At 60.7% G+C, this 12,115-nt stretch carries 10 protein-coding genes; 3 read left to right on the forward strand and 7 right to left on the reverse strand.

Annotated elements, in window-relative coordinates; all coding sequences use genetic code 11:
- Positions 1-8 precede the first annotated feature (8 nt).
- Positions 9-1,046, forward strand: a complete 1,038-nt coding sequence (gene mgrA, locus FQ185_RS05650; protein ID WP_149416645.1) for an L-glyceraldehyde 3-phosphate reductase — start codon at positions 9-11, stop codon at positions 1,044-1,046.
- A 145-nt stretch (positions 1,047-1,191) separates the two neighbouring features.
- On the opposite strand, the gene tauD is transcribed toward mgrA, so the two are convergent.
- The 7 genes from tauD to FQ185_RS05685 form a co-directional block, all read right to left on the reverse strand.
- Positions 1,192-2,034 (reverse strand): taurine dioxygenase, encoded by an 843-nt coding sequence (gene tauD, locus FQ185_RS05655; RefSeq protein WP_149416646.1) that lies wholly within the window; start codon positions 2,032-2,034, stop codon positions 1,192-1,194.
- 141 nt (positions 2,035-2,175) lie between these two features.
- On the reverse strand, positions 2,176-3,009 hold the full coding sequence (gene tauC, locus FQ185_RS05660; RefSeq protein ID WP_149416647.1) for a taurine ABC transporter permease TauC: 834 nt from the start codon (positions 3,007-3,009) through the stop codon (positions 2,176-2,178).
- The gene (gene tauB / locus FQ185_RS05665; RefSeq protein WP_149416648.1) at positions 3,006-3,800 is read right to left on the reverse strand and encodes a taurine ABC transporter ATP-binding subunit; all 795 of its coding nucleotides are present in this window, start codon (positions 3,798-3,800) and stop codon (positions 3,006-3,008) included. Before tauB ends, tauC begins: the two co-directional genes overlap by 4 nt.
- Positions 3,801-3,815: 15 nt before the next feature.
- On the reverse strand, positions 3,816-4,793 hold the full coding sequence (gene tauA, locus FQ185_RS05670) for a taurine ABC transporter substrate-binding protein (RefSeq protein WP_149416649.1): 978 nt from the start codon (positions 4,791-4,793) through the stop codon (positions 3,816-3,818).
- 178 nt (positions 4,794-4,971) lie between these two features.
- Positions 4,972-6,555, reverse strand: a complete 1,584-nt coding sequence (gshA, locus tag FQ185_RS05675) for a glutamate--cysteine ligase (protein WP_149416650.1) — start codon at positions 6,553-6,555, stop codon at positions 4,972-4,974.
- A gap of 287 nt (positions 6,556-6,842) precedes the next feature.
- Entirely contained in the window at positions 6,843-7,226 is a 384-nt protein-coding gene (locus FQ185_RS05680) for a PaaI family thioesterase (protein ID WP_149416651.1), read from the reverse strand.
- Entirely contained in the window at positions 7,226-9,550 is a 2,325-nt protein-coding gene (locus tag FQ185_RS05685) for a Tex family protein (RefSeq protein WP_149416652.1), read from the reverse strand. Before FQ185_RS05685 ends, FQ185_RS05680 begins: the two co-directional genes overlap by 1 nt.
- A 362-nt stretch (positions 9,551-9,912) precedes the next feature.
- On the opposite strand from FQ185_RS05685, the gene ompR reads away from it, so the two are divergent.
- Positions 9,913-10,653, forward strand: coding sequence for a two-component system response regulator OmpR (gene ompR, locus FQ185_RS05690; protein WP_149416653.1), 741 nt, complete (start codon positions 9,913-9,915; stop codon positions 10,651-10,653).
- Between the two features lie 103 nt (positions 10,654-10,756).
- On the forward strand, positions 10,757-12,070 hold the full coding sequence (locus FQ185_RS05695; RefSeq protein WP_149416654.1) for an ATP-binding protein: 1,314 nt from the start codon (positions 10,757-10,759) through the stop codon (positions 12,068-12,070).
- The last annotated feature ends 45 nt before the right edge of the window (positions 12,071-12,115 follow it).

The raw sequence follows: 12,115 nt of genomic DNA on the forward strand, positions 1-12,115 counted from the left end.
AGGATTCGATGACCTACACCGCTGCCGAAAACCGCTATGACTCCATCCCTTACCGCCGCGTAGGCCGCAGCGGGCTGGTGCTGCCGGCGCTGTCACTGGGCCTGTGGCACAACTTCGGTGACAGCACGCCGATCGACACTCAGCGTTCGTTACTGCGTACCGCGTTTGATCTTGGCATCAACCATTTCGACCTGGCCAACAACTACGGCCCGCCGTACGGCAGCGCCGAGATCAATTTCGGCCGTTTGCTGCGTGAAGATTTCAAGCCGTATCGCGACGAGCTGATCATCTCCAGCAAGGCCGGTTGGGACATGTGGGCCGGCCCTTATGGTCAGGGCGGCGGTTCGCGCAAATACGTGCTGGCCAGCCTTGATCAGAGCCTGCAGCGCCTGGGTCTGGACTACGTGGACATTTTCTATTCCCACCGCTTCGACCCGGACACGCCGCTGGAAGAAACCGCCAGCGCACTGGCCACCGCGGTACAACAGGGCAAGGCGTTGTACATCGGTATCTCCTCGTACTCGGGGGTTAAAACCCGTGAAATGGCCGCGCTGCTGAAAGAGTGGAAAGTGCCGTTGCTGATTCACCAGCCGGCTTACAACCTGCTCAATCGCTGGGTGGAAAAAGACCTGTTGGATACGACGGACGAACTCGGTACGGGCGTGATTGCGTTCACTCCGCTGGCTCAAGGGCTGCTGACCGACAAGTATCTGAACGGCGTGCCGGCAGATGCGCGGGTTAACCGTCCGGGCGGTGGTTCTTTGCAGGCGTCTCATCTGTCTGAGACCAACATCGCGCACGTGCGTGCACTCAATGAGATTGCCCAGCGTCGTGGTCAGAGCCTGGCTCAGTTGGCATTGGCGTGGACGTTACGCGATCCGCGCGTGACGTCGGCGTTGATCGGTGCGAGCCGGCCGGAGCAGATTATCGAGAACGTCGGCGCATTGAAAAATTTGAGCTTTAGTGCCGAAGAGCTGGCGGAAATTGACCGGTTTGCCCAGGAGGGCGGGGTCAATCTTTGGGAGAAGCCTTCGACGGCTGAGTAAGCTTTTCGGCGCCGGGTCTGTCGGCGCCTGTTCCGGCCTCATCGCGAGCAGGCTCGCTCCCACAGGGTCTGTGCCTGACGCAAATCCACTGTGGGAGCGAGCCTGCTCGCGATTGGGCCAGAACAGACAGCAAAGAACTCAGGGATTACCGGAAAAACGGCACATCCCCCAACACTGTCGCCCGCTGCATCACCCGCCGCGCCGGCCGGTAATCATCCACGGCGTAATGCTGTGTCACGCGGTTGTCCCAAAATGCCACGTCGTCCTTCTGCCAACGCCAGCGAATCGTAAATTCCGGCCGTGTGGCGTGGGCAAACAGAAACTTCAGAATCACCTCGCTTTCGGTCTCCGACAGCTCGTTGATCTTCGACGTGAAGCCTTCATTGACGAACAACGAACGGCGCCCGCTGACCGGGTGCGTGCGAATGACCGGGTGCGACAGCGGCGGATTCTTCCTGCGTGCCTCTTCCCACTGGGCCAACGCCTCAGGCGTGTTGCCGTAGCGTTCCAACGGGAACGAACGAGTGAAATCGTGGGTGGCCGTCCGCCCTTCGAGCAAGGATTTCATCGGCGCCGAAAGCGCTTCGTACGCCGCGATGCCACTGGCCCACAACGTGTCGCCGCCAAATTCCGGCAGCAACTTGGCGCTGAGCACCGCGCCCAGGGCCGGGGTCGGCAGGAAGGTCACGTCGGTGTGCCAGATCGCGTTGTCACGAACGTCAGTGACGGCGGTATCGAGGATCAGCACTTCCGGCTGTTCCGGCACATTCGGGTAGATCGGATGAATGTGCAGGTCGCCGAAGTTGGCGGCGAAACGCGCCTGTTGCTGCGGTGTGATTGGCTGATCGCGGAAGAACAACACTTGATGCTTGAGCAGCGCCTGCTCGATGGCGTCGCGCTGCTCCAGGTTCAGCGGTTGGCTGATGTCGACGCCACTGATCTGTGCGCCGAGGGCGTAGCTTAAGGGGACGATGGTCAGGTTGCTCATGGTCTTTCTCTTCAATTCAGGACGCTTTCCTGTGGGAGCGAGCCTGCTCGCGATTGCAGAGTGTCAGGCGATATTGCTGTGACTGATACATCGCTATCGCGAGCAGGCTCGCTCCCACAGGGGATCTAACATGATGAACACTCAGTGAGCCTGGCCATGCCACGGCACCAGTTTGCGTTGCAGGGCGCGCAAGCCCATCTCCATGGCGAAGGCGATCAGGGCGATCACCAGAATCCCCAGCACCACCACATCAGTGACCAGAAACTGCGCGGCCGACTGCACCATGAACCCCAAACCACTGGTGGCGGCGATCAATTCGGCGGCGACCAGCGTCGACCAACCCACACCCAAGCCAATTCGCACACCGGTCAAAATATCCGGCAGCGCGCTCGGCAGAATCACATGGCGAATCAACTGAGCCTTAGTCGCGCCCAACGACTGCGCGGCGCGCAATTTGGCCGGGTCGACGGTACGCACGCCGGTCGCCGTAGCGATGGCGATCGGGGCGAAGATCGCCAGGTAGATCAGCAAGACTTTCGACAGCTCGCCGATGCCGCACCAGATCACGATCAGCGGCAGATAAGCCAGCGGTGGAATCGGCCGGTAGAACTCGATCAGCGGATCGAGAATGCCGCGAGCAATACGGTTGTCACCGATGGCGATGCCGACCGGCACGGCGGTCAGCACCGCGAAGCCCAGACCCAGACCGATTCGGCTGAGGCTCGCGCCAAGGTGCTGCCATAACGTTGAATCCATGTAGCCGGTGGTCACCAGCAGCCAGCCTTTTTGCAGCACCGCGGAGGGTGGCGGCAGGAACAGCGGTTCGATCATTGCAGTGGCGGTGACAGCCCACCAGATAACCACGAGTGCGACAAGCGTCAGCAGGCTGATCCAGCGCGTGCTCAAACTGCGACGGACCGCAATGACCGTCGAACCCGGTTTCACCGTGACGGCCGGAATTTCATAGCTGCTCATGCGCGCTCCTGCCGCCGGACGGCGCTGCGTTGGGAGAACACTTTGGCGAGCACGTGTTCGCGGGTTTCGATAAAGCGCGGGTCGGATTTGATTGCCCGTGCCGACTCGCCGGCAGCGTAGCGCTGACCGAAATCCAGACTCAGACGCTCAACGATTTGCCCAGGATTGGGCGCCAGCAGAATCAGATCCGTGGCGAGAAACACTGCTTCTTCGATGTCGTGAGTAATCAGGAAAACGGGTTTTGCGGTGCGCTGCCAGACTTGCAGCAGCAGCTCCTGCATCTGTTCGCGAGTGAAGGCATCGAGGGCGCCGAAGGGCTCGTCCATCAGCAATACTCGGGGATCAGCAGCAAGCGCACGGGCCAGACCCACACGTTGCTTCTGGCCACCCGAGAGTTGCCAGATCCGGCGGTTTTCGAAGCCGCAAAGGTCCACCAAAGCGAGCATTTCCCGAGCGCGGATTTCCCGTTTGTCCCGGGAAATGCCGGCCAGTTCCAGGCCGAAACCGACGTTGGCCAGCACGTCCTGCCAAGGCAGCAGGGCATCGTCCTGGAACACCACGCCGCGTTCGGCGCTCGGGCCTTTGACCGGCACGCCATCGAGGGTGATGCGCCCGGCACTGGGCTCGACGAAACCGGCAATCAGGTTCAACAGCGAAGTCTTGCCACTGCCGGACGGGCCGAGGGCGACCAGCAATTGCTGGGGGCCAAGGCTCAGGGAAATATCCGCCAGCACCGGTTCCGGACTGCCGGGGTACTGTGCGCTGATGCGCTCCAGCTGAAGCAAAGCCATCGCAGTTAACTCCGATCAGTTGGTGATGTATTTAGAGCTGACATACGGGGCGTAGTCCGGCAGCACGGCTTCGACTTTGCCTTGTTCTTTCAGGAACGCAGCGGTGTCGGTAATGGCCTTGGTGGTCGGCGCGCCGAGGGTGAGCACCTGATCAGCCGCCAGCGGGTAGACGTTGCCTTGCAGCAGAAGTGGAATGTCACTGGCCTTGGCGCCGGACAATTTCACCAGCTTGTCGACATTGGATTGGTTGGCGAGCCAGGCTGTCGGGTCTTTGCGGTAGTCGGCGTAGGCATCGAGGGTCACTTTGGCGAACGCGGTGACGATTTCCGGATGCTTCTCGGCGAAGTCTTTACGCACCATCCACGCATCAAAAGTCGGCGCGCCGAACTTGGCCAGTTCGCCGGAGGTGATCAGTACTTTGCCGTTCTCCTTGGCGACACCGAGGGCTGGGTCCCACACGTAGGTGGCGTCGATGTCACCGCGTTTCCACGCAGCGATGATGGCTGGCGGGGCAAGGTTGAGGACGGTGACTTTCGATGGGTCGATGTTCCAGTGCTTCAGTGCGGCCAACAGGCTGTAGTGACCGGTGGAAACGAACGGCACGGCGATTTTCTTGCCGATCAGGTCTTGTGGCGTCTTGATCCCGGAGCCGTCACGAGCGACCAAGGCTTCAGCGGCGCCAATCTGGGTGGCGATGAGGAAGGTTTCTACCGGGACTTTGCGGGTGATCGCAGCCGTCAGGGGGCTGGAACCGAGGTAGCCGATCTGCACGTCACCGGAAGCGATGGCGGCGATGATGTCGGCACCGTTGTCGAATTTGCGCCAGTCGATTTTGGCGTTGGTGGCTTTTTCGTACGCGCCGTCGGCTTGGGCGACTTTCGCCGGGTCAACGGTGGTCTGGTAGGCGACGGTGACGTCAGCCGCCTGAGCAAAGAAACTCGCCGCAGCCAATGAGACGGCCGCCAAGAGGCGAAGGGGGAAAGTCAGTTTCATTGAGAAGCTCCTTGTCAGGCGACCGAGAGTCGGCGTGAAAGGAGACTAAATGATCTAAGAATCCGAAAATAAATAACTTTTTCGAATGAGCTTATGAGCGGAAAATTCTAAGCAGAGTGCGCTGATGATCGCCTGATCGTTCCCACGCAGAGCGTGGGAACGATCGGTGCTCAGGAGATTAGTTGCTAATGGCCAGAATGCTCGCCTGATACGACCCGACAAACACATCGAAGTCGCCGACTTCGTTCTGCTCCAGCTCAACCTGCTCAGCCAACGACGAGCGCGCCCGAGCTTCAAACTTCGCCTGGTCTTCGCCATTCAATGGCTCGCTGCGGAAAAACTCTGCATGGACCTGGCTCTGGCGCAGGGAAAACTGACTGAAGCTCTCCTTGTGCTCAGCCATCGCTGCCAGCACCTGGGCCGATGGCGTCAGGGACGGATCCTTGATCTTGGCCAGTTGCGCATCCACTGCCTTGCTGTGGGCATCGCCGCCATGGCTCTGATCCAGCAGCGCCGCCAATGGCGCGATCTTCTCCAGCAATTCGCTGGCCCACTCTTTCAGGTCTGCCGGTTGACCGTCGCGTTGCAGTTGCAGGCCCGGGCGGCGACCTTCCTTGACCACACTGAGGAAGTTCGAGGTTGCATTGTCGCAGTGGGTGTTGGTCAGCAGCGGGCTGTCGTTCAGCGCGCAGTACAACAGGAATGCGTCGAGGAACCGCGACTCCGGCAGATCGATGCCCATCGGCAGGAACGGGTTGATGTCCAGGCAGCGCACTTCTACGTATTGGATGCCGCGGGCCACCAGCGCCTGGATCGGCCGTTCGCCGGTGTAGGTCACGCGTTTCGGGCGGATGTTGGAGTAGTACTCGTTTTCGATTTGCAGGATGTTGGTGTTGAGCTGAACCCACTCACCATCCTTGTGTGTGCCGATCTCGACATACGGCGCATACGGCGTGGCCACTGCTTTGCGCAGGCTGTCGGTGTAGCTGGCCAGATCGTTGTAGCACGGCGTCAGACCGGCCTGGGCGTTACTCTGGTAACCCAGGTCGCTCATGCGCAGGCTGGTGGCATACGGCAGGTAAAGAGTGTCGGGGTCCAGTTGCTCCAGTTGATGCGAACGACCGCGCAGGAATCCGGCGTCCAGCGCTGGCGAAGCACCGAACAGGTACATCAGCAGCCAGCTGTAGCGGCGGAAATTGCGGATAAGTGCGATGTAGGCCGACGACTGATAGTCGCGGTCGGTGCCGACAAAACCTTCGACCTCCTTGAGCAGCGGCCAGAGCTTTTCCGGCAGGGAAAAGTTGTAGTGAATCCCGGCGATGCACTGCATGGTCTTGCCATACCGCAGGGCCAGGCCCTTGCGGTAGACGTACTTGAGCTGACCGATGTTGGAGGTGCCGTAATAGGCGATCGGGATGTCTTCCTCGGCCGGCAACGGGCACGGCATCGATGGACTCCACAGGTACTCGTTGCCGAGCTTGCTGTAGGCAAAACGGTGAATCTTGTCCAGGCTCGCCAGCGTGTCTGCCGGGTCGGGCAGGGCGGGCGTGATGAACTCCAGCAACGACTCGGAATAGTCGGTGGTGATTTGTTCGTTGGTCAGCGCGGAACCCAATTCTTCCGGGTGCGGCGTTTGCGCCAGGCGACCTTCGCTGGTCACGCGCAGGCATTCACGTTCGATGCCGTGAAGGCACTGTTCGAGCAGAGAGAGGTTAGCGCGCTCGCCGAGCAGAGCCAGGCGGCGGTTGAGAAGTTCGCTCAAGTTGGATTCCTTCACGCGTCAGTCGCCCCAATATGGGGGTGGGCAGGACGGTCTACAAGGGTGAAGTTGAAACTGGCGTTGTCGCCTGGTTTTTGAGCCCGACAGGCCATATGCCGATTATTCAAAAACTGCACGATCCCTGTGGGAGCAAGCTTGCTCGCGATGAGGGAGTGTCAACCACCATTTATGTCATCTGACACACCGCCATCGCGGGCAAGTCGAATCGTCGCACCGCCGCTCCCACAGGTTGCTTTGCGCTGAAATTAACTCAAATCGATGACCGTTAGCTACAGGACAGCGAACGTGCCTTGTGCTTTTGCGACCAGTTTGTCGCCTTGCATCACGTCAGCTTCGACCACCAGCGTGCGGCGGCCCGGGTGGATCACCCGCGCCGTGCACATCACCTCGCCGTCGGCCACGGCGCGAATGTAGTTGATCTTGCACTCGATGGTCGCGCTCTGCTGGTCAAAGCCGTGGCTGCTGGAACAGGCCAGCCCCATGGCAATGTCCACCAGACTGAACAAGGCCCCGCCGTGCAGCTTGCCGCCGCGATTGCGCAGTTCTGGCGCAAGCCCGAGGGCGACTTGCGCCACCCCGGTCTCCAGGCTGTGCAGGCGACACCCCAGCAGCTTGAAATACGCGCTTTCGGTCAGCCCGGCAGGGATGTCCATCAGCGTTTCTTCAATTGCTTGGCGTTGGCGAACAGCGAAGCCATGGCGTTATTGACCGGAGCCGCCGCCGTGGTTTCTTTACGCGGTGCATTGTTCTGGGATTGGCGCGGTGCCGAACCCGGACGTGCACCACGTGCGCCATCGATTTTCTCGCCCGGGGTGTCGCTCATGCGCATCGACAGGCCCACGCGTTTGCGCGGGATGTCGACTTCCATGACCTTCACTTTAACCACATCGCCAGCCTTCACTGCTTCACGCGGATCCTTGATGAACTTCTCCGAAAGCGCAGAGATGTGCACCAAACCATCCTGATGCACGCCGATGTCGACGAAAGCACCGAAGTTGGTCACGTTGGTCACCACGCCTTCGAGGATCATCCCCAGCTGCAGGTCCTTGAGGTCTTCGACGCCTTCCTGGAACTCGGCAGTTTTGAACTCGGGACGTGGATCGCGGCCAGGCTTTTCCAGCTCTTGCAGAATGTCGGTGACCGTTGGCAGACCGAAGGTTTCGTCGGTGTACTTTTTCGGATCAAGACGCTTGAGGAAGCTGGCGTCGCCGATCAGCGAGCGGATGTCGCGGTCGGTTTCAGCGGCGATGCGCTGAACCAACGGATAGGCTTCCGGGTGAACTGCCGACGAATCCAGCGGATTGTCACCGTTCATCACGCGCAGGAAACCGGCTGCCTGTTCAAAGGTTTTCTCACCCAGACGCGCAACTTTCTTCAGCGCCGCACGGGTTTTGAAGGCGCCGTGCTCGTCGCGGTGGCTGACGATGTTCTGCGCCAGGGTTGCGTTGAGGCCGGAAATGCGCGCCAACAGCGCTACGGAAGCAGTGTTCACGTCCACGCCCACGGCGTTTACGCAGTCTTCGACCACGGCGTCCAGGCCGCGCGCCAGTTTCAGCTGCGACACGTCGTGCTGGTACTGGCCGACACCGATGGACTTCGGGTCGATCTTCACCAGCTCCGCCAGTGGATCCTGCAGGCGACGGGCAATCGACACCGCGCCACGGATCGACACGTCGAGGTCCGGGAATTCCTTGGAAGCCAGTTCCGATGCCGAGTAAACCGATGCGCCGGCCTCGGAGACCATGACCTTGGTCATCTTCATCGCTGGGTATTTTTTGATCAGTTCAGCGGCCAGCTTGTCGGTTTCGCGGCTGGCGGTGCCGTTGCCGATGGCGATCAGGTCCACTGCATGCTTGGCGCACAGGGCGGCAAGAATCGCGAGGGTCTGGTCCCACTTGTTGTGCGGCACGTGCGGGTAGACCGTGGCGTGATCCAGCAGCTTGCCGGTGGAATCGACCACGGCGACCTTGCAACCGGTGCGCAGGCCCGGGTCGAGGCCCAGCGTGGCATGCGGCCCGGCCGGGGCCGACAGCAGCAAGTCGTGCAGGTTGTGGGCGAACACGTTGATTGCTTCGGTTTCCGCGCCGTCGCGCAGTTCGCCCAACAGGTCGGTTTCGAGGTGGGTGTAGAGCTTGACCTTCCAGGTCCAGCGCACCACTTCGCCCAGCCATTTGTCGGCGGCGCGGTTCTGGTTCTGGATGCCGAATTGCTGGCCGATCATGCCTTCGCACGGGTGCATGGCGCCCGGCAGTTCGTCGCCGACTTTCAGCGCCGAACTCAGGATGCCTTCGTTGCGACCACGGAAAATCGCCAGCGCGCGGTGCGACGGCATGCTTTTCAGCGGTTCGTCGTGCTCGAAGTAGTCGCGGAACTTGGAGCCTTCTTCTTCCTTGCCTGCGATGACGCGAGCGCTGAGGGTGGCTTCCTGCTTGAGGTAGCTGCGCAATTTGTCCAACAGGCCGGCGTCTTCGGCGAAGCGTTCCATCAGGATGTACTTGGCGCCTTCCAAGGCCGCCTTCACATCGGCGACGCCTTTTTCGGCATCGATGAAGCGTGCAGCTTCGGCGTCTGGCGTCAGGGTCGGGTCGTTGAACAGGCCGTCGGCCAGTTCGCCGAGGCCGGCTTCCAGAGCAATCTGGCCCTTGGTGCGGCGCTTCTGCTTGTACGGCAGGTACAAGTCTTCGAGGCGGGTTTTGGTGTCGGCGAGTTTGATGTCGCGTTCAAGTTGCGGCGTCAGCTTGCCCTGTTCCTGAATGCTGGCGAGGATGCTGATGCGCCGTTCGTCGAGTTCTCGCAGGTAGCGCAGACGCTCTTCCAGATGACGCAACTGAATGTCATCGAGGCTGCCGGTCACTTCTTTCCGGTAGCGGGCGATGAAGGGAACGGTAGAGCCTTCATCGAGTAGCGCGACGGCCGCTTCGACCTGTTGTGGGCGTACGCCGAGTTCCTCGGCGATGCGGCTGTTGATGCTGTCCATAAAACCACCTGACAAATTGTGAAAGCAGGCTCGCAGGCGCAGAGATAAGGCCTCGGCGAGTCTGGTTGAGCGGCCTGGCCTGCGCCGCTACCTGGATCAACAGGCATCCCGTTGACCCGTGAAATCGAACAATTACTGCCGGCGCCATGAAAATAAAAAAAGGCCACCTACAGTAATGATCAGACGTTGCCTGACACAAAAGGCCGCGCATTATAACCAGCGTTCTATCATTCGGGGGGCATCGCAGGCTGTAGGCACAATGCCTGGATTTCTGGCGGTGAAGGAAAAATCTGCTAACAATGCACACGGTGCGTATAACGGCAGCTACGCCATAATGCGCGCCGAGATCAAAGGAGCATCTAATGAGCAGCACTGCAAACATTGCTGAAGGCGAAAAAATTCTTATCGTTGACGACGATCCGGGGCTAAGCAGCCTGCTGGAACGCTTTTTCGTCAGCAAGGGCTACCGTGCCCGCTCCGTACCGAACACTGAACAAATGGATCGCCTGCTGGCGCGTGAAGTGTTCAACCTGGTCGTCCTCGACCTGATGCTGCCCGGCGAAGACGGCTTGACCGCCTGCCGCCGCCTGCGCGGCGCGGACAATCAGATTCCGATCATCATGCTCACCGCCAAGGGCGATGAGCTGAGCCGCATCAAGGGTCTTGAACTGGGGGCTGACGATTACCTCGCCAAGCCGTTCAACCCGGACGAGCTGATGGCTCGCGTCAAAGCCGTCCTGCGTCGTCAGTCGGCCCCTGTGCCGGGCGCACCGGGCAGCGAAGACGAAAGCGTGACCTTCGGTGACTACGAACTGTCCCTGGCCACCCGCGAACTCAAGCGCGGTGACGAAGTGCACATGCTCACCACCGGTGAGTTCGCGGTACTCAAGGCCTTGGTGATGAACGCGCGTCAGCCACTGACCCGCGACAAGCTGATGAACCTGGCCCGTGGCCGCGAGTGGGACGCCCTGGAGCGTTCCATCGACGTACAGATTTCCCGTCTGCGCCGGATGATCGAGCCCGATCCGTCCAAGCCGCGTTACATCCAGACAGTCTGGGGCGTGGGTTACGTGTTCGTTCCGGATGGCGCCGCCACCAAGTGATCGGCGATTTGTAGGAGCGGGTCTTGCGGATGATGTTGTCCGCAGACTCGCGATCCGCAATATGCGAGCATCGCTCGCTCCTGCAAGTGTGTAGCGGTTATTCATGAAAACCCCCGTTTGGTTCCCCCAGAGTTTCTTCTCCCGCACCCTTTGGCTGGTGCTGATCGTCGTCCTGTTTTCCAAGGCGCTGACCCTGGTTTATCTGCTGATGAACGAAGACGTGCTGGTGGACCGCCAATACAGCCACGGCGTCGCCCTGACGCTGCGTGCCTATTGGGCGGCCGATGAAGAAAACCGCACGAAAATTGCTGATGCCGCGACCCTGATCCGGGTAGTGGGCGCCGGTGTGCCGGAAGGCGAGCAGCACTGGCCGTACAGCGAGATCTATCAGCGGCAGATGCAGGCGGAGCTGGGTGCCGACACCGAAGTCCGCTTACGCATGCACTCGCCGCCAGCCCTGTGGGTTCGGGCGCCAAGCCTGGGTGATGGCTGGTTGAAAGTACCGCTTTATCCGCATCCACTGCGCGGCCAGAAAATCTGGAACGTGCTCGGCTGGTTCCTCGCTATCGGTCTGCTGTCCACTGCCTCGGCGTGGATCTTCGTCAGCCAGCTCAATCAACCGTTGAAGCGCTTGGTCTATGCCGCGAGGCAATTGGGCCAGGGCCGTAGCGTGCGCCTGCCGATCAGCGACACGCCGAGCGAGATGACGGAGGTATATCGCGCCTTCAACCAGATGGCCGAAGACGTCGAACAGGCCGGTCGCGAACGCGAACTGATGTTGGCCGGGGTCTCCCATGACTTGCGCACACCCTTGACCCGTTTGCGGCTGTCTCTGGAGTTGATGGGCGACCATAGCGACCTGACGGATGACATGGTCCGCGACATCGAAGACATGGACGCGATTCTCGACCAGTTCCTGGCGTTCATTCGCGATGGTCGCGATGAGTCGGTGGAAGAGGTGGACCTGACCGACCTGGTTCGCGAAGTCGCCGCGCCGTACAACCAGAACGAAGAGAAAGTGCGCCTGCGTCTGGAACCGATCCAGCCTTTCCCGTTGCGGCGGGTGTCGATGAAGCGGCTGCTGAACAATTTGATCGGCAACGCGCTGCATCACGCCGGCAGCAGTGTTGAAGTGGCGGCTTATGTGTCTGGGGATACCAGTGCGCCGTACGTGGTACTGAGCGTCATGGACCGGGGGGCGGGGATTGATCCGTCGGAGCTGGAGGCGATTTTCAACCCGTTCACCCGTGGCGACCGTGCGCGGGGTGGCAAGGGAACCGGGCTGGGGTTGGCGATCGTGAAGCGGATTGCTTCGATGCATGGCGGCAATGTCGAGCTGCGCAACCGTTCCGGCGGCGGGCTGGAAGCGCGGGTGCGGTTGCCGCTGGGGTTGTTGTTGCCGAGGGATGCCGTCTAACCCGATCGGCATGATCGTTCCCACGCAGAGCGTGGGAACGATCAC

The organism is Pseudomonas sp. ANT_H12B, from assembly GCF_008369325.1.
In the GTDB taxonomy this organism is placed as follows: domain Bacteria; phylum Pseudomonadota; class Gammaproteobacteria; order Pseudomonadales; family Pseudomonadaceae; genus Aquipseudomonas.